Raw genomic sequence first — 18,089 nt, forward strand, 5'->3', positions numbered from 1 at the left:
CGCCTGCACCCCGCCGGTCCCCGCCCCGGCGATGAGCCAGAAGCCGTCCCCGCCGAGCCCAGCCATGTGTGGGTAGACCACGCACAGCGTCGCGTTCGCGGCCACCGCGGCGTCCACCGCACTCCCGCCGCGCCTCAATGCGTCCAGCCCGGAGGCCGAGGCGAGGTAATGCGGCGTGCTTACCATCCCGCGGGGGGCGAGGAACGGGGGCCTCCCGGTGCGCGGGCCATCTGAATGGATCACGGCTTCGCCTCCTTCGTGTCGGTGCTACCTGCAGCGTCGATGCCTTCCCCGGTTTCCTCGCCGCCGCACACCAGCCGCTGCACCGGAGGGATCAGCGCCGCGAGGCAGAGCGCCACCAGCCCCGCCCAGACCATGAAGCGTGGCCCTCGCGTGGCCCCCACACTGATCAGCGGCAGCGCCACCAGGAACAGCACGAAGGAAGTACTGAGGTATGCGACAGGGTTCCTTAGTAAGCCCATCATCGAGCTACTCCCGGGAGGAGACAAGCACCAGCACCACCGTCGCGACACCTGTGAGAACAAACGCGACAAGTGTCCACGGCCCCGTCTTGCGCAGAATGGCGCTCTCCTGCCCGCTGATCCCCACGGTGCTCGCGCCCATCACAAGGTTCGCGGGCGCGATGGCGTTGCCGATTGCACCGCCCGCGCTCTGGGCGGCCAGGATGCTCGCCTCGGGCAGCCCCTTGAGCCGCGCCAGCGAGAGTTGCAGGTCGGCAAACAGCAGGTTGGAGGACGTGCTGCTCGACGTGGTGAATGCACCGAGAACGCCGATCCCATTGGAAAGGAATGCGACCACGTAGCCCGGGGCAATTGATGCGACACCCAGCGCCAGGGTCGCGTTCTGACCCGAGTGGTTCATCACGCTCGCCATCACCAGAAACGCGAAGATGGGCACCGACGCGGGAACCGCGCCGGCGAGCAGGGCATGGGGAACGCCCTTGGGCTCTGTCCCCGTCACACGCGCCCACTCCGCGTAATAACCACGACGGTGGTACACCCACCACGTCACCAGCGCCGCAAGGACCAGCGCCGCAGCGGGATGCGTGAGCGGCGCGATCGGCGAATACTGGGCCGCGGCCTCGCTCGTGACCCCATACCCCGTCGTGACCTCCGGAAACGGCAGCCCGAAACGCAGCCGCTCGAGTGCCGCCTTCACTGCCGGTATCGCCGCCGTGCCTAACGCGAGCACGGTGAGCAGGATGTAGGGAAAAAGTGACATCATCGCTCCCATGGGAGGCTCGCGGTCTGCGCTCTCCCCTTGCGCGCGAGTTCGCATGGCTGGACGCGTCACGATGTTCAGTGCCGGCTTTGCGAAGCGCGGCCACCGCGACAGCGGGTACAGTGCAAACATGGCCACTGTCGCCGGCAGGAACCCTGCCAACATCGGGTCGAACAGCGTGACCGCCACCTGCCCCAGGCCATGGATCGCACCGATCACCAGCACCAGGGGCCAGGCGTGCCGCACCGCAGCCGCGCGCCCGTACATCCACACCACCGCGAACCCTCCCATGAACACCGGGATCATCAGCAGTAGCGCGGCCTGCAACGCCGCGGACGCAGCGGTCACTTCGTCGATCTCCACCACCTGCAGCGTCGCCAGCCATCCCTCCGCCAACGTGCCGTAGAACTTCGCCCAGATGTGGGCGATCAACGGGATCACCACGGCGTACACCGGCCGCATACCAAAGGCCACCAGCAGTGGAGCCACAATCGCGATCGGCGTGCCAAACCCCACGATGCCCTGCAAGAACGACGTAAATACCCAACCCAGGGCGAGCACGTCGAACATTTCGTTGTCACTCATACGAGTCAGTGCCAGCCGTAGCGCTTCGTACCCACCCGCCTGGCTCATCACCTCGTGGATGAGAAGCGCCGCCCAGATCACGAAGAGAATCGAGAGCGCGTCCCAAACCCCCTTGGCTCCGGCGATTGCCACGTCGCCCGGCGCTGCCCTGAACGCGATCAGAGCAACGGCAGCCGCGGCGACGCTCGCGACCGCCCCCGCCTGCTGCGCCGTCCAGCGGAACCGCACCATGAGCACGCCGAGCGCCCCGATTGGCAGCAGCGCCAGCAGCCAGTGCAGCAGGTCAACCGGGATTTGGTCGTTAACCGGCATGGTTGCTGCTCATCCCACGTTCGCACGGAAGCTCATCCATGAACCAGCTACTCCGTCAGCAGTACGAGCAACAGCGTGGCCGTGAGCACGAACGCTGCCAGCGTCCACGGGATCGTCTTTCGGATGATGGCTCCTTCTTGGCCGCTGACGTTGGCCGTGCTGGCGCCCATGACCGCGTTGGCGGGTGCGATCGCGTTGCCGATGGCGCCGCCAGCGCTCTGGGCCGCGATGATCGCCCCCACGGGCAGTTTCTTGAGCCGAGCCACCGTGACCTGCAAGTCGGTAAACAGCACATTGGAGGAGGTGCTGCTGGAAGTCGTGAAGGCGCCCACCACCCCGATCCCGTTCGAGAGCGCCGCGAACACAGCCGCCGGCGCCACGGCCGCAATCCCCAGCGCCAACGTCTCGTTCTGACCGGAGTGGTTCATGACCGATGCCATCACCAGGAACGCGAGGATGGGGACCGACGCGGGGATCGCCCCCTTGAGCAGCCCGTGCAGCACGCCGCCGCGCTTCGTGCCCCCGGCCCGCGACCACGCGTCGTAGTAGCCGCGGGCGTGGTACACCCACCATGCAATCAGGGCGGCGACCGTCAGGCTCGCGCCCGGGTGCGTGAGCGGCGCCAGCGGCGAATACGCCTCTGCACCCTCGGTGGTGACTGCATAACCGGTGGCCACCTTCGGAAAGGCAAGCCCCATCTTGAACGCACCGAGCGCCCGGTTCAGAGGCTCGATGATTGAAACACTCAGCGCGATCACGGTCAGCAGGACGTACGGGAAGTACGACATTCCCTGGCCCATTGGGGGCTTCACATCATCTTTCCCGCTGCCACCTTGAGTCCGCATGGCCGGGCGTTCCGTGATTGCCTCCGCCGGCTCCGCGAAACGTCGCCAGCGCGAGAGCGGGTACAGCACCAGCATTGCCGCGGTCGCCGGGATGAACGCCGCGAGTTCCGGGTTCGACCTGGCGATCACGGCCTTCCCAACTCCATGGATCCCTGCGATGATCAGGACCAGCGGCCACGCGTGACGGACAGCCGGCCACCGGCCGTACATCCACGTTACCGTGAACCCGCCCAGAACCGCCTGGATCGACATCAGCGCGCCAGTTTGCCACGCGGCCGCTCGGGCGGTCGCCCCGTCCAGTTCTACCACCTGCATCGTCGCAATCCAGCTGGAACCGAGCGTGCCGTAGAACTTGGCCCAGATGTGCCCGATCAGTGGGATCACCACCGCGTACACCGGGCGCACGCCCAGCGCGACCAGCAGTGGAGCAACGATGGCGATCGGTGTGCCGAAGCCCGCATTCCCCGGAGAAACGACGCAAACACCCAGCCCAGCGCCACGACGACGAAGAGCTCGTTACGGCTGAGGCGCGTGATGCCGTGCCGGAGCGCCTCGTACCCGCCCGCGCGGTCCATCACCTCGTGCAGCAGCAGCGCCGGCCAGATCACCAGCAGAATGAACACCGCGTCCCACACACCCTTCGCGCCCGCTACCGCCAGTGTCTCAGCGGGCGTTCGGAAGGACGCCAGAGCGATCGGTCGGCGTCGGAAAAGTCGAACGGCTCCGGCGGGAGGGCAGGGGCGTCCGGGATGGACCCGGTGTGCCCTGCATCCCACTTCGCCCGGCAGAAGGCGTTTCGGGCATCCCGTTGGGCCGCGTAGGCGCAGTACTTCTGCCAGGCCATGCGGGAGGAGGGCCTCGCGGACGCAACCGTGGCCAAGCGGGTCAAGACCGCGCGCCAGATCTTCCGCCAAGGCATCAAGTGGCGGATGCTGACCGAGAACCCCCTCGCGGAGGTCAAGGCGGGCGGGCAGACCAACCGCGACCGCATGGCCTTCATTCCCCGCGCCGATGCCGAGAAGGTGCTCGCCGCCTGCCCCGATCCCGAGTGGCGGCTCCTGTTCGCGCTGTCCCGCTACGGCGGCCTCCGGTGCCCCAGCGAGCACCTCGCCCTCCGCTGGCAGGACATCGACTGGGAGCGCGGCCGCATCACTGTGCGGTCGCCCAAGACCGAAGGGCACGCCGGGCGGGAGTTCCGGGTGCTCCCCCTCTTCCCCGGAGCTCAGGCCGCACCTGCTCGAGGTCTTCGAGGCCGCGGAACCCGGCGCCGAGCACGTCATCACCAAGTACCGCGACCCCAACGCCAACCTGCGGACCCAACTCCAGCGGATCATCACCCGCGCCGGCGTGAAGCCCTGGCCCAAGCTGTTCCACAACCTCCGCTCGACCCGCCAGACCGAACTCGCGGAGAGCTACCCCATCCACGTCGTGTGCGCCTGGCTGGGCAACACGCAGGCGGTGGCCCAGAACCACTATCTCAAGGTGGTCGATGCTCACTTCGAGAAGGCGGCGGCCCAGAGCGGCGCAGAATCCGGCGCACAAGCGGCGCAAAATGCGGCGCAGCGTCCTCCCGCGTCGAATCGCACCGACTCGCACGCAGCGCCGCAAGTGCTGGTGGGCTGCGGACCTGTGCCAAAAGAAACATCGCCCTGCAACTCTGTGCAGGGCGAGCCAATCGATCGTCAAGTGACCCCGATGGGATTCGAACCCATGTACCTACCGTGAAAGGGTAGTGTCCTGAACCAGGCTAGACGACGGGGCCGTCGTGGAGCGTGATGGTAGGGGGGCCGGGGCGTTGGGTTCTACAGCTGGGCCGTATCATCGGTTCATGAAGCGGTCCGACGAAGCCCCGATCACACCATTGGAGCTGCCTCGGCACATCCAGCGGTTGCTGGTGTTCGGCGGTTCCTTCGACCCTCCGCACTCGTATCACCTGAGCGGGCCGTTCGCCGCCTGGAGGATGTTCTGCGACGAGTTCGCGGAGGTGCTGTACGTCCCCGCGGCGAAGAGCCCGTTCAAGCCGGATGGAACCCGCGCCAGCGACGAGCACCGGCTCGCGATGCTGCGGCTGGCGCTCGATGGGTCACACCCGATCTGGACTGATGAGATCGATCGGGCGGCGTGGGAACGAGCGCGGGGGGTAGAGCGACCGAGCTACACGGTGGACACACTGCGGCGGCTGCGGGAGGTGGTCCCCGATGTCGAGCTGCGCCTGCTGATCGGGTCAGACCAGTTGGCCGGGCTCCGCCGGTGGAAAGACGTGCGGCAAGTGGTGCGGCTGGCGGAGCCGCTGGTGCTGGTGCGTCCCCCGGTGACGACGGTGCACGGGGTGTGGAACGCGTTGGACCAGAACTTCTGGACGATGCCTGAGCTGCGGGAGTGGTGCGGTCGCATCGCGCCCAACGTACCCGTCGAAGAGTCATCAACGCGCGCGCGTGATGCCATCCCCGGAGCGCCTGACCAGGCGCACTTGTGGGAGGGGGTGGAACCGCTGCGGGGAATCAGCCGGCGTGTGGCGGAGTACATCATCGCCAACAACCTGTACGGGTTTCGGACAGAAGGGAAGAAGGCCGTCCGACCAGGAGACCATCGCCCGGCAAGAGCGGTGACACTCAAGGGTCGGAAGGGTCCCAAGTAGCACGACCACAGGTGGTGTGCGGCCGAGCGAACCGGATGCTTGCACAACGCCGGCGCTGACCGGTACTCAGACGAGCTTCTTCAGCGCCTCCGCCTTGTCCGTCCGCTCCCACGTAAAGTGGCTGAGCTTCTCGCCGCGGTGCTCGCGCTTGACGCGGTCGTAGTAGGCCTGCTCGAAGGGCTTGCGGCCGAAGTGCCCGTGGCGGGCGGTGGCCGAGTAGATCGGCTTGCGCAGCTGCAGCGTCTCGATGATCTTCTTGGGGGTCAGCCCGAACACGTCGCGCACGGCCTTGCTGATCTTCTCCTCGTCCGCCTTGTTGGTGCCGAAGCAGTCAACCAGCACCGAGGTCGGCTCGGCCACGCCGATGGCGTACGACAGCTGGATCTCGCACTTGTCCGCCAGCCCCGCAGCCACCACGTTCTTGGCGATGTACCGCGCCATGTACGCGGCGGAGCGATCGACCTTGGTCGGGTCCTTGCCCGAGAAGGCCCCGCCGCCGTGACGGCCCATGCCGCCGTAGGTGTCCACGATGATCTTGCGGCCGGTGAGGCCGGTGTCGCCGTGGGGCCCGCCGATCTCGAAGCGGCCGGTGGGGTTGACGTGGATCTTGATGCCCGGGTTCCACCACTCCTTGAGCACGGGCTTGAAGATCTGCTCGACGACCTCGCGCTTGAGCTGCTCCTGCCGCTCGTTCCACGAGGGGTCGTGCTGCGTGCTGAGCACCAGCGTGTCGATGCGGACGGGCTTGTTGCCCTCGTACTCGACCGTGACCTGGCTCTTGGCGTCGGGGCGCAGGCCGGAGATCTTGTTCTCCTTGCGGACGTGGGCCTGCTGCTCGACGAGCTGGTGGGCGAGCTGGATCGCCAGCGGCATCAGCTCGGGCGTGTCCTTGCACGCGAAGCCGAACATCATGCCCTGGTCGCCCGCGCCCTCGCGGTCCACGCCCATGGCGATGTCGTTGCTCTGCTTGTTGAGCGCCACCATCACGCCCGCGGAGTCGGCGTCGAAGCGCATGTCGCCGGTGATGTAGCCGATGTCGCGAATGGTCTCGCGGACCAGGTCGGGGATGCTCACGTAGGTGTTGGTGGTCACCTCGCCCGCGACCACCACCAGCCCGGTGCAGCACAGCGTCTCGCAGGCCACGCGGCTGTACGGGTCGTCGGCTAGCATCGCATCCAGGATCGCGTCGGAGATCTGGTCCGCGACTTTGTCGGGGTGCCCCATCGACACGGACTCAGACGTAAACAGGCTCGCACGCGGCATGTCGTGGATCTCTCTATATGGACCGGGGCGGGATTGCCCACCGGGCCCGAAGGGTAGGTCAGAACCGGGAGCGGTGGCGGCACCAAAGCCCTCTACCCGCCCACAGCACGAGCCCATGCCGCGGCTTTCTCCGCTCGATGCCCCGGCGCCGAGGGGGCTAACTACCCGGATTTCCACCCGCATGACCCGCGGAGCGTCCACCCCTCTATTCAGGCCGTTATCCTCTGTGCATGGCCGCCCTTAAAACCAGCCCTTCCAGCCCAAAGCCCCTCACCTACGCCTCCTCCGGCGTCGACATCGACCAGAAGGACGCCTTCACCGAGTCCCTCGACTCGATGCTCCGCAAAACCTACACCGACCGCGTCATCCCCAACCCCGGCGGGTTCGCGGGGCTGTTCCGGCTGGACTACAAGCAGCGGCTCTTCGCCCGCAACTACAAGGACCCGGTCCTGGTCGCCTGCTGCGACGGCGTGGGCACCAAGGTCCTGCTCGCGACCGAGATGCAGACCTTCGACACCGTCGGCATCGACCTGGTCGCGATGAACGTCAACGACCTCATCGTGCAGGGGGCCGAGCCGCTCTTCTTCCTTGACTACATCGCCACGCCCGTCATCGACAAGAAGTTCCTCAGCGACATCGTCAAGGGGATCGCCGAGGGCTGCAAGCGGAGCGGGTGCGCCCTCATCGGCGGCGAGACCGCCAACATGCCCGACATCTACAAGAAGGGCGACTTCGACCTCGCCGGCTTCTGCGTGGGCGTCGCCGAGCTCAAGAAGATCCAGAAGCCCACCCGCGTCAAGCACGGCGACGTCATCCTCGGCCTCGCCAGCGATGGCATCCACTCCAACGGCTACACCCTCGTCCGCAACGTGGTGAAACAGGCGGGGCTCGACCTCCACCGCGTTTACGAGGAGCTCGTACCAAACACGGAGGCACGGAGGCGAGGAGGCAAGAAGAAAGCGAGCGGAAAGAAGGGTTCTGCTCCGACTTCCGACTTCCCACTTCCCACTTTGGGCCAGGTCCTCCTCACCCCCACCCGCCTCTACGCCGACCCCATCGTCCGCCTGCAGCGCGGCTACCACGTCAAGAACGTTATCTCGGGCATGGCCCACATCACCGGCAGCGGCATCCCCGGCAACCTCTGCCGCGCGCTCCCGAGCAACCTCGACGCCGTGGTCGACCGCGCCGCCTGGCCCCGCCCCGCCGTGTTCTCGTTCCTGCAGGACAAGGGCAACATCCCCGAAGAGGAGATGTGGCGCATCTTCAACATGGGCATCGGCTACTGCGTCATCGTCAAGAAGAGCTTCGCCGACAGCGTGGCCGAGCGCCTCACCAAACTCGGCGAGACCGTGTACACGATCGGCACCGTGCAGAAGAACGGCAAGGGCGAGGTGCGGTGGAAGTGATGAACGAGGCCGAGCTCCAAGGGAAGATCTTCAACACGTTCATGAGGGCCGGTTCTCCGTGGACGTCCCTCGACGCCGAGGCCGTGGACGAGCTCGCGTTCCACCTGACGGACTGGCTCGCTGACCTTGAGAAGCTCGTCACGCTCTACAACTCCGAGCGATGGGACCCCGAGCAAGCCGAAGACATCATCCTCGGGTTCCTGATTCATGCTTCGAACCACGTGCCTGCGGCTCACCGCATCTTGATGGACAAGCCAGCCACCGATGTCTTTCAACTCGGCGCTGTTCAGGGCACAGGCCAACCCCGTCGCAAGCCGGGCGAGCCATACCCGGACGAACCGCCTCCGGGGAACCCGTAGGGGTCCTCTCCTAGCCGGGGGTCGGAGCGAGTCTTCGAGCGACACCCCCGGTACGGTGACGCGCGAGGCACGGACCCGAAGGGTTCCCCACCCGCAACCGCCTGCTCGGGCCCAAGTAGAATCGACATGAGATCCCCCGCGGCCAAGGTCTTCGTCTGCGTCGCCCTCGGCAGCCTGCTGCTCTTCGGCCTCTTCGCCTACACCAGCCTGCAGCGCCAGCACGAGGTCGACGTGAACTCCGGCCGCACAAGGCAGGCGACCACGCTCTGGGGCCTGAACTTCGGTTGGGAGGAGCAGGACACCGAGTTCTCCCGGCTGCTCGCGCAGGCCGACCTCGAGCCCGCGCCCACCGTGTGGCGGCGTTATCACACCAATGCCCGCTACCTCCGCGTCCACTACACCTACGGCGGGATCATGTCCACCGTGCGCGGGCTGCTGGAGTGTTCGGACTCTCTCAACGTACCGACCCCCGACCGCGTACGGCTCGCCCTCGCCGCCCGCCAGTGCCTCCAGGCCCGCGACCGCTTCAGCCTTGAGGTGGACTTCGACAACCCGATGATTGAGGTGCGGGCCGAGAACGGCACGCCCCTCGAACGCTGGCCCGTTGCGTCGCCCTCCCGGACCCCGTAGGGGTCCTCTTGAGCGGTCCGGGGGTGTCGCTCGCGGACTCGCTCCGACCCCCGGCTACTGGCGATGACGCCTACGGCGTCGGGGAGCGCGGCTCCGACCGCATCGGCAGCTGCCCAACTCCCCTCAATCCCACACGTACCGCTCGTCCCACTCCATCTTGTACTTCGTCATGATCGCCCGCATCTCGTCCTGGAACCCGCGTTCCGCGTGGTGCTCCTTCTGCCCCGCGATGTACGCCCGCAGCGGCTCCACCCCGGACTCGCCGATGGAGAACGCGAAGTACCCCTCCTGCCACTTGAACGCCCCCCGCTCGTTCATCCACCGCGACGAATCGCGCTTGACGTCCAGCATCAGGTCCGACAGTGCCGTCACCTTCCCCAGGCTCACCAGCATGTGCACGTGGTTCGCCGTGCCGCCCATGGCAAGAAGCACCGACGCCCGCCCGCGGCAGACGCCGCCGATGTACGAGTACAGGTCGCTCTCCAGCCCCTCGGGGATGAAATCGGCGCGCTCCTTGGTCGAGAACGCAATGTGCAGGAGGATCTTCGTCAGTGTGGTCGCCATGTGCTGAGCCTACCGCGCACCCGCCGGACCCCGTAGGGGTCCTCTCCAGTAGCCGGGGGTCGGAGCGAGCCCCGAAGGGGGCGAGCGACACCCCCGGTCCGCGGCCGCGCGATGATGTTGGTGTTCGATGAGCTCGACCCCGCAGGGGTCGTCGCTGCATACGACCGCACGGTTGCTGTTTCGTCCATCCGATCACGGACGCATCGTCGCACCCGCGCGCGCGGCGAGGACCCCTACGGGGTCCAACGTCCCGCGCCGCCGCATACCGGGGGTGTCGCTCGCGGACTCGCTCCGACCCCCGGCTACTGGAGAGCAGGCCTACGGCCTGCAAAGGCCCGCGCGCGGGAACGCGCACCCGCGCGCGAAGGCACTGCGGGCACCGGGGCACGCGCACGACGACGATGATCGCGAACGCCTCGCTCGTGCGCGTGACCGCCACGCGCGCATGAGCGCGCGTCGGCCGCACGCCGCCGCGTGTCACGCGCCCGCGGCCGCGTGGCGCCGCGCGGCGGCCGCACGTCCGCGACGGCATGCCGCGTGCCCGTGCACTCATGACGCGTGTCGGCGCTCCGCTGACACGCGTCGGCGCTCCGCTGGCACACGTCCCCGCGCCGCCAACGCCCGTCCGCCGCCGCCCGGCGCGACAAAATGTCGCCGCCGCGCCCGTCTTCTAACCCGCCGCCCCCGCCCCACTTGCGCGACGCCCACCACGCCCGCACCCGCGCCCCCCCGCACAATCTCTCCAGCCCGAATAAAGCCACCCTCCGCCCGCGCCGATCACTTCAGCATCATGCGAATCCTCCCCCGCACCATCCCCGAGCAGATCCAGTTCTTCGAGACGCGCCTGCCCGACTGGTCGCTCGACCCCGCGGGCCTGGGCCTCTCGAGCGAGACAGTCGCGCAGCTCGAGGAGCTCACCGCGCAGGCACGTGCCGCCTACCAGGCCGCGGAGCTCGTCCGAGCCCAGGCCAAGGCCGCGACGCTTGCCCTGCACACCGCCATGGCGCAGCTGCTCAAGCCCGGCGCCGCCGCCATCACCACCATCAAGGCAAAGGCCGTCACCATGAACGACCCCACGATCAACAGCCGCGCCCGCATCGACGCACCAAAGGACCCCAGCCCGGTGCCCGCGCCCCACGCTCCCACCACCCCCACCGCTTCCATCGATGGGACGGGCAGCGTGCGCCTGGCCTGGCGCGGGACCGGACCCACAGGCACCAACAACGGCCCCGGCGCCCGCGGCGGCGCCGGCACCACCTTCATCATCTACCGCCAGGACCCCGGCGCCGCGGGGCCGCGCATCGTCGGCATGACCAGCGAGCTGCACTACACCGACGAGACCGCCCCGCTCGTGCCCGGCGCACCCGTGCTGTACACACTCCAGGCCATGCGGGCGGGCAAGGCCAGCCCCATGACCATGCCTATCGCCATCGACCTGCCCGTGCGCCCGCACGCCGCGCATCAACTGAACACACCGGCCGCTCCCCCGGCGTTCGACGAAAACGCGCGACGACGCGCGGCCTGACGAATCACTGCTCCTGACACGATCGGGGACACGGATACGACGCCGGGCCCGCCTGAAAACACGATCGGGGCCCGCGGCGTCGTTTTTGGACGCCGCTCGTCCCACGACATCATCCCCGCCCCGTTTACACTGCCTCCGTGTGCGCCATCGTCTTTCTTCCCCTCCTCGCCTGGGGCCTCATGATCGCGGCCGCCAACGCCATCTCGTGGGCGGGCATCCCGCGCCCTTCGCGCGGGGTGATCGACGACCGCCAGTGCCTCTCCTGCGGCTACTCGCTCGAAGGCCTGCCCGGGAACGCCGCGTGCCCCGAGTGCGGCACGCGCGAGCGGTACTCGGCGTTCATGGCCCGCCGCACCGCGCCACCGGAGGTGCCGCTCAGGGCCGCTCTCGTCGCGCTCGCGGGGGTGCTGCCGGCGGCGTACCCCTGCTTCTTCCTGGGCAGCCGCGGGGGCGAGGTCCTGCCGGTGATCGTGTTCGTGCTCATCGTGCACGTGTTCATGAGCGCCTCGGCCACCACGCTCATCGCGATCCGCCGCGACCCCCGCCTCACCCGCACCTTTATGATCATGCCCGCGGCGGTGCAGTTCCTCGTGGGCGCGTTCTTCGTGGTCACCTGGGTGCGTGGAGGGTCGTACCGCGACGACGCGCCGGTGGTGGCCGCGGGGGCAACGGGGCTGGGCCTGGCCGTCAGCATGGTCGTGTACTTCCTGATGGCGGTCACCACGTACCTCTCGCTCGGCGTGCTGGGTCCAAGCCGCCCGGATGCCGATGATCAGGGCACACCGTGACCCGCACCTCCACCACCACTAACAACCCCTCCAGCGCACAGAGCCCCCCCGCTGCTGCCGGACGTCCAGCACATTCCGGCGTGATCGCCCCTGCCTGCATCGCCGCCGCCCTGCTTGCCATGGTGGCCCTCATCCTCGCCGCCTTCCGCTTCGCCGACCACGACATGTTCCACCAGATGGCCCTCGCCAAGGCGGCCATCGAGCTCGGGCACGTGCCACGCGACGACCTCTTCGCCTTCACCCCCACGCTCTCCCCCGTCGTCCATCACGAGTGGGGCATGGGGTTCATCCTGCACGGCCTCTGGCAGCTCGCCGGGCTGCACGCCGTCGCCGCCCTCCGCATCATGCTCGTGGCCGCGATCCTCGCGCTCACGACGCTCACGGCGCGAAGACGCGGCGCCTCGTGGGGGATCATCGCCGCGACGATGCCGCTGGGGCTGCTGTTCCTCTCCGCGGGGATCAGCCCGGTGCGGGCGCAGCTGTTCACGCTGGTGTTCCTGGCCGCGCAGCTGCTGTTCATGGACCTTGACCGGCGTGGGATCAAGTGGTGGGTGCCGCTGTGGCTGCTCCTGCTCATCCCCTGGCTCAACATCCACGGCGGCTTCGTGGTTGGCCCCGCCATCCTCGCCCTGCACTGGCTCGAGCAGGTCGCCCGCACCCGCAAGCCGCAGTGGCACCTCATCGCCGCGGGCCTCGCGGCCGTACCGCTCATGCTCATCAATCCCTACGGGACCGACTTCGTCAGGTACCTCTTCTCCGCAGTCACCATGCCACGCGGCCTCATCAGCGAGTGGGCCCCGCTCTGGACCCCGGGCCTGCGGCTCGAGCTCGCCGCCGCCAGCTTCTCCGCCCTGATCACGCTCTACGCGGCGCTCCGCAAGGGATGGCGCACACTGCCGGGCCTCCCCGTCCTGCTCGCGGCCCTCGTTGAGAGCTTCATGCACCAGCGGCACCTCTCCATTCTCGCCGTCGTGTGGGTCGCGTACGTGCCCGGGATGCTCGCGGGCACGCCGCTCGACGGCCTGCTCGCACGCCTGTGGGAACGCCGCCGCGCCCTCATCGCCGCCGGCGCCTTCGCCGCGACCGGCGCGTGCCTGTTCGCCCTCCCGGCCCCGCCCTGGCGCGTGGAGCTGGCCACCCGCGACGCCGACGCGGCCGCCGCCGTGCTGCCCGTGCACGCTGCGGACTACCTCGAGCGCACCCGCTTCACCGGCAACGTGCTCACACCCTTCAATGGCAGCGCCTACCTCTCCTGGCGGCTGTGGCCCGATGTGAAGGTGTCCCTCGACAGCCGCTACGAGGCCGCGTACTCCGCCGAGGTCGTGCAGGACCACATGCGCTTCTACGCCGCCGACGGCGACTGGCCCGACACGCTGGAGAAGTACAACCCCGACCTCGTGCTGACCACCACCGGCAGCGCCATCGGCGAGCTGCTGACCCAGCACCGCTGGACGACGGTGCACAAAGACGAGGCCTATGTCTTGCTCGCCCCGCCCGACTGACTCGAACGGCTCGCCCGCAGGCCGCGAACACTTTGCCCATCAACGAGATGTAATGCGAAGGCAGAACACAGAGAACACGGAGTAGGACAGAGGTCACAGGGTTGAATGCAAGGGGTCCTCTCTGTGTGACTCCGTTCCCTTCTCCGTCCACTCTGTGTTCGGCCTTTCCCCTCCTCGATACGCCTGACCAAACCCGCATACCCGCAGACCTGAACACCCGCCTGTACACTTCGCAGGTGAGCCAGCCACAGCCTGCCGACCGCGCCCCCGACGCCGGCGCCCTCTCGCCCCGCCGCGCCCGCGTGCACGAGATCATCTTCGAGTCCGACACCCCCGAGGGCCGGCTCTTCGACATCCTGCTGCTCGTCGCCATCCTGCTCAGCGTGCTCGCCGTCACCCTCGAGAGCGTCGAGCACATCGCCGCACGTTACCGCACCGCGCTGCACGTCGCTGAGTGGGTCTTCACCGTGCTCTTCACGGCCGAGTACTGCCTGCGCCTGTGGTGCGTGCGCCGCCCGCTCCGCTACGCCGTGTCGGTCTACGGCATCATCGACCTGCTGGCGATCCTTCCCAGCTTCCTGGGGCTGCTGATCCCCGGGGCGCAGTCGCTCATGACGGTCCGCGTGCTGCGGCTGCTGCGGATCTTCCGCATCTTCAAGCTCGCCCAGCACGTGGGCGAGGCGCGGCTGCTCGTCACCGCCCTGCGGGCCGCCCGCCCCAAGATCATCGTGTTTCTGGTCTTTGTCCTCACGTCGGTCTGCTCGCTGGGCGCCCTCATGTACGTCGTTGAGGGCCCGCGCAACGGCTTCACCAGCATCCCCACCAGCATCTACTGGGCGATCTCCACGCTCACCACCGTCGGCTACGGCGACATTGCCCCCGTTACGACCCTGGGGCGCTTCATCGCGTCGGTGGTCATGATCCTGGGCTACGGCGTGCTCGCGGTCCCCACCGGCATCGTCACCACCGAGATCGCCTTCGCCAGCCGCGGACAACTCGGCAAGCCCGTCAGCAGCCAGTCCTGCCCCACCTGCACCCGCGAAGGCCACGACGCCGACGCCGTGCACTGCAAGTGGTGCGGGTCAAGGCTTTGAGACTGACGCCGCCCGCGAGCGCACCCGCCCCACGCTCCTGTAGTTCCCCGCCGCGGCCACGCTCCGGCGGGCCTCGTCCTCGCTAGTGGCAGCCACTGTCACCCACCGCTCCGCCCCGGCGTGGTCCGTCACCTGCACCTCGTAGGTCCGCATCGAGGCCGCCTCCGAGCGCGGCTGCGCCCGCGGGCCCGCATCCGGGGACGGCGCGTACACCATCGTGTCCCGCCGCTTGCCGCTCCACAGGTCGCTCGCCCAGCTCGAAGTCTTCAGCCACTGCACGAGGTTGTAGAGCATGAACACAAACACACCCAAGTCGTCCATCAGCCCCAGCACGGGGATGAAGTCGGGGATCGCGTCCAGCGGCGAGATCATGTACACGAGGCTGATGACGACCCACCAGCCGTGCTTGATGCCCCACAGCCCGCGCCCGGGGCGCGTGCCCTTCCAGTTGCGGAACCCCCACCCCGACGCGACGCCTCGTCCGATACGCATGGCGAGCCTCCTGCTCTGCAGGTCCACCCACAGCCTGCCCCATGTTTTCGGCGTCCGTTCGCGATAGTTTCAGACAGCACGAGGTTTCCTTGATTCTCACCCGGCCTGGTGTAGCTTCACACCGCCTGGAGCCTCCCCGTGACTCGGATTCCGCTGTGCACCGCGATTACGGCCATCGTTGCGGCACCCTCAGCCCACGGTGCGATCGTCTACTCCGCGCGCCAGGCCAACCCCGCGGGCGTCCTGCTCATCAACGAGCCTGATGAACGCAGCAGCTTCTTCGAAGTGAGTGGCAGCGGTCGCGAGGTGGACTGCCGCGTAGGCGACGCCGTCACGCTCGCCGGCACCGACCGCTTCGTCACCGAGTTCTCAACACGACTTTGGTCGTTCCAGTCCCCCGCGTCACCGGTCACGCTCGACGTTGAGCTCACGCTCTACCACCTGTCGGGCGGCGTGCCCGGCGCGCCGATCTGGTCGGGCACACGGACGGGCGTCGTGCTTCCAACGACCTCTGCCGTGGAGGTGGTCTTCAACCCGGGTGTGACGGTGCCCGACTCGCTGTGCTTCGCAATCGCGTTCACGAACATTGTCGGAACACGCCAGTTCGGCGTGGTCGCCGCGCAGTTCGCGTCCGTCGGTTCCAGCCCCCTCCACACGCTGTTCCAGAGCACGGCCACGCAGGAATGGCGGCAGGACGTCGGCCTCAACCCGGGTTCTGACGTCTTCGACCACGTCGATGCACGCATCACCGCTGTCCCTGCACCGGGAGCAATCGCGGCCTCGGCCCTGCTGCTGATCCCCCGTCGACGCCGTCGTCACACCAGCGCCGGCGCCCTCTTGGCAAGCGCCACGCGGTAGCTCTCAACGCACCGCTCCGCCGCCCCTTCCCACGTCAGCCGGTGCAGCTCAAAGGCCCCGTGCTCGCGGAGCGTCTCGCTGAGCGGCGGGAACCGCAGCACCGCCAGAATCTTGTTGGCCATCTCATCGATGTCCCAGAAGTCCACCTTCAGCACGTGCGTCAGCACCTCGCTGGCCCCGCTGGTCTTGCTCAGGATCACCGGCACGTCGTGGCTGATCGCCTCCAGGGCCGAGATCCCGAAGGGCTCGCTGACGCTGGGCATCACGTAGCAGTCGGCCATCTTGAAGACCCGGTCCACGTCCCGCCCGCGCAGGAAACCGGTGAACAGCACCTTGTGCCCGATGCCCATGCTGGCCGCGAGGTCGATCATCCGCAGCGCCATGTCCCCGCTGCCGGCCAGCACGAACTTCACGTTCTCGTACTTCTCCAGCACCCGCTTGGCCGCGGCGATGAAGTACTCCGGCCCCTTCTGCATCGTGATCCGCCCCAGGAACAGCACGATCTTGTCCCCGGCCTCGATCTTGTCGCCCTCCCGCGGCTGCACGCTGTCGCGGTCCACGCCGTTGTACACCACGTCAATCTTGTCCGGCGCCACCGCGTACCGCCGCACGCAGATGCTCTTGGTGAACTGCGATACCGCGACCACGCGGTCGGCCGCGTGCATGCCCGCCCGCTCAATGTCGTACACCCGCTGGTTGACGTTGTTGCCCGCGCGGTCAAACTCCGTCGAGTGCACGTGCACCACCAGCGGCTTGCCGCTCACCTGCGCCAGCGCGATCCCCGCCGGGAACGTCAGCCAGTCGTGCGCATGGATCACGTCGTACCGCTCGCGCCGCGTGATCGCCACCACCAGCCGCGCGTACCGCTCGGCGTCGCCGAACAGGTCGCTGCCGTACCCCTCGCCCGCGCCCCCGCCCATCCCTATGTGGCCGCTGGCGCGCGGCGCCGGCGCGTGCTCTACCGCCGTGCCGCTGGCCGCGTCGGCCACCGCCGCGGCCCCGGTCGCGTCCTCCATCCCCGCGTAGCTCTCATGCACCCCCGCGAGGAACTCCTGCGTCCCGCCTGCGATCTGACGCGCGAACGCTTCGGCATCAAACCCCGGGTAGGGGCTGCTGAACGACGCCGGCACGCCCTTGAACGTCACGTGCTCGAGGCCCGGCAGCGGGTTGCCCTCCTCGTCGAGCATCTGCACCGCATCCGAATCAGATGAGGAAGAACCTTGCTGCGGGCTGAAAGCCCGCCCCCCCGTGACCAAGGCCTTGGGGCTCAGCATCTTCACGTGCGAACTGTGCGAACGGTCCACCGGCTTGGGCAGGATGAACACCACCTCGTGCCCCAGCTTGTCAAGCGCCTTGGTCAGCCCATAACACGCGACGCCGAGGCCCCCCGCGATGAACGGCGGAAACTCCCACCCGAGCATGAGGATCCGCATCGCCTACTCCTCGTCGTCGGCTTCCATGTCGCCCAGGTTGCGGAAGCACGCCTCGTACCCCAGCAGGAACTGCACCGCCGTCTCGCGGTCCGCGGCCGAAGGGCTCAGGATGTTCACCGGCACCACTGACCGGAACGTGAAGAGCTTGTCCTCGCTGCGGAAGTGCTCGAACTTCGGCACCAGCCCCGCATACCCCAGGTCCACCAGCTCCTCGAGCAGCAGGTCATCCAGCTTGTCCCCCGTGTGCACCAGGTCCTGCTCGATCGACTGGCTCAGCCAGCGGTTCGCCGTCACCAGCGACACCCAGAGTTTCCCGCCCTCGATGCTCAGCCGGTACGCCGCGGGCTCCGCCGACGCCTTCGCCGCCGCCTCCAGCACCCCGCCCTTGACGGTGACCTCGCCGAACACATCAGAAGCCCGGGCCTTCTCGGCCACGTGCTCCAGCAGGGCAATCCCCGCGGCGGGCAAAAACGGTTGACTCGCGGTCATGCGCACTCCACGTGCCGCCCACGGGACAGACCGCCCGGAGCGGGGGCCAAGCATAGGTGCCGAC

18 protein-coding genes and 1 tRNA gene are annotated in these 18,089 nt (G+C 68.1%); 9 read left to right on the plus strand and 10 right to left on the minus strand.

Features of this window, described 5'->3' with window-relative positions; genetic code table 11:
- Window positions 1-239: 239 nt before the first annotated feature.
- The 5 genes from VD997_10350 to VD997_10370 all read right to left on the minus strand — a co-directional run bounded on the left by VD997_10350 (window position 240) and on the right by VD997_10370 (window position 4,746).
- The gene (locus tag VD997_10350) at window positions 240-437 is read right to left on the minus strand and encodes a hypothetical protein (GenBank protein ID HYE62388.1); all 198 of its coding nucleotides are present in this window, start codon (window positions 435-437) and stop codon (window positions 240-242) included.
- A 52-nt stretch (window positions 438-489) separates the two neighbouring features.
- Window positions 490-2,139: an L-lactate permease gene (locus VD997_10355; protein HYE62389.1), complete on the minus strand. Its 1,650-nt coding sequence runs from the start codon at window positions 2,137-2,139 to the stop codon at window positions 490-492.
- Between the two features lie 47 nt (window positions 2,140-2,186).
- Entirely contained in the window at window positions 2,187-3,389 is a 1,203-nt protein-coding gene (locus VD997_10360; protein HYE62390.1) for an L-lactate permease, read from the minus strand.
- Complete coding sequence (locus tag VD997_10365) at window positions 3,365-3,607, minus strand: hypothetical protein (GenBank protein ID HYE62391.1); 243 nt, start codon at window positions 3,605-3,607, stop codon at window positions 3,365-3,367. Before VD997_10365 ends, VD997_10360 begins: the two co-directional genes overlap by 25 nt.
- A gap of 1,064 nt (window positions 3,608-4,671) precedes the next feature.
- Window positions 4,672-4,746: transfer RNA gene (locus VD997_10370), tRNA-Glu, on the minus strand.
- Between the two features lie 66 nt (window positions 4,747-4,812).
- Here VD997_10370 and VD997_10375 point away from each other — a divergent pair.
- Window positions 4,813-5,622, plus strand: coding sequence for a nicotinate-nicotinamide nucleotide adenylyltransferase (locus tag VD997_10375; GenBank protein HYE62392.1), 810 nt, complete (start codon window positions 4,813-4,815; stop codon window positions 5,620-5,622).
- Window positions 5,623-5,688: 66 nt separating this feature from the next.
- Here the strand turns inward: VD997_10375 and metK are convergent, their stop codons facing one another.
- Window positions 5,689-6,885, minus strand: a complete 1,197-nt coding sequence (metK, locus tag VD997_10380) for a methionine adenosyltransferase (protein ID HYE62393.1) — start codon at window positions 6,883-6,885, stop codon at window positions 5,689-5,691.
- A gap of 230 nt (window positions 6,886-7,115) precedes the next feature.
- On the opposite strand from metK, the gene purM reads away from it, so the two are divergent.
- From purM to VD997_10395, 3 genes are all read left to right on the plus strand, one after another.
- Window positions 7,116-8,291 carry a phosphoribosylformylglycinamidine cyclo-ligase gene (gene purM, locus VD997_10385; protein HYE62394.1) on the plus strand — a complete coding sequence of 392 codons (1,176 nt, stop codon included), beginning with the start codon at window positions 7,116-7,118 and terminating at the stop codon, window positions 8,289-8,291.
- On the plus strand, window positions 8,291-8,650 hold the full coding sequence (locus tag VD997_10390; protein ID HYE62395.1) for a hypothetical protein: 360 nt from the start codon (window positions 8,291-8,293) through the stop codon (window positions 8,648-8,650). The genes purM and VD997_10390 overlap by 1 nt, the downstream gene beginning before the upstream one ends.
- A gap of 126 nt (window positions 8,651-8,776) precedes the next feature.
- Window positions 8,777-9,280, plus strand: a complete 504-nt coding sequence (locus VD997_10395) for a hypothetical protein (protein HYE62396.1) — start codon at window positions 8,777-8,779, stop codon at window positions 9,278-9,280.
- Window positions 9,281-9,403: 123 nt separating this feature from the next.
- On the opposite strand, the gene VD997_10400 is transcribed toward VD997_10395, so the two are convergent.
- Window positions 9,404-9,844 (minus strand): transposase, encoded by a 441-nt coding sequence (locus tag VD997_10400; protein HYE62397.1) that lies wholly within the window; start codon window positions 9,842-9,844, stop codon window positions 9,404-9,406.
- A 790-nt stretch (window positions 9,845-10,634) separates the two neighbouring features.
- On the opposite strand from VD997_10400, the gene VD997_10405 reads away from it, so the two are divergent.
- From VD997_10405 to VD997_10420, 4 genes are all read left to right on the plus strand, one after another.
- The gene (locus tag VD997_10405; protein ID HYE62398.1) at window positions 10,635-11,369 is read left to right on the plus strand and encodes a hypothetical protein; all 735 of its coding nucleotides are present in this window, start codon (window positions 10,635-10,637) and stop codon (window positions 11,367-11,369) included.
- Between the two features lie 137 nt (window positions 11,370-11,506).
- The gene (locus VD997_10410) at window positions 11,507-12,157 is read left to right on the plus strand and encodes a hypothetical protein (protein HYE62399.1); all 651 of its coding nucleotides are present in this window, start codon (window positions 11,507-11,509) and stop codon (window positions 12,155-12,157) included.
- A gap of 80 nt (window positions 12,158-12,237) precedes the next feature.
- Window positions 12,238-13,659, plus strand: a complete 1,422-nt coding sequence (locus VD997_10415; GenBank protein HYE62400.1) for a hypothetical protein — start codon at window positions 12,238-12,240, stop codon at window positions 13,657-13,659.
- A gap of 236 nt (window positions 13,660-13,895) precedes the next feature.
- Window positions 13,896-14,753, plus strand: a complete 858-nt coding sequence (locus VD997_10420; GenBank protein ID HYE62401.1) for an ion transporter — start codon at window positions 13,896-13,898, stop codon at window positions 14,751-14,753.
- On the opposite strand, the gene VD997_10425 is transcribed toward VD997_10420, so the two are convergent.
- On the minus strand, window positions 14,742-15,245 hold the full coding sequence (locus tag VD997_10425; GenBank protein HYE62402.1) for a YkvA family protein: 504 nt from the start codon (window positions 15,243-15,245) through the stop codon (window positions 14,742-14,744). The genes VD997_10420 and VD997_10425 overlap by 12 nt on opposite strands.
- A gap of 138 nt (window positions 15,246-15,383) precedes the next feature.
- On the opposite strand from VD997_10425, the gene VD997_10430 reads away from it, so the two are divergent.
- Window positions 15,384-16,103: a hypothetical protein gene (locus tag VD997_10430; GenBank protein ID HYE62403.1), complete on the plus strand. Its 720-nt coding sequence runs from the start codon at window positions 15,384-15,386 to the stop codon at window positions 16,101-16,103.
- Here the strand turns inward: VD997_10430 and VD997_10435 are convergent.
- The gene (locus VD997_10435; GenBank protein HYE62404.1) at window positions 16,061-17,536 is read right to left on the minus strand and encodes a glycosyltransferase; all 1,476 of its coding nucleotides are present in this window, start codon (window positions 17,534-17,536) and stop codon (window positions 16,061-16,063) included. The two genes, VD997_10430 and VD997_10435, sit on opposite strands and share 43 nt — an antisense overlap.
- Window positions 17,537-17,539: 3 nt before the next feature.
- Complete coding sequence (locus tag VD997_10440; GenBank protein HYE62405.1) at window positions 17,540-18,025, minus strand: hypothetical protein; 486 nt, start codon at window positions 18,023-18,025, stop codon at window positions 17,540-17,542.
- Window positions 18,026-18,089 lie beyond the last annotated feature (64 nt).

It is taken from the genome of Phycisphaerales bacterium (assembly GCA_035627955.1).
Classification (GTDB): domain Bacteria; phylum Planctomycetota; class Phycisphaerae; order Phycisphaerales; family UBA1924; genus JAEYTB01.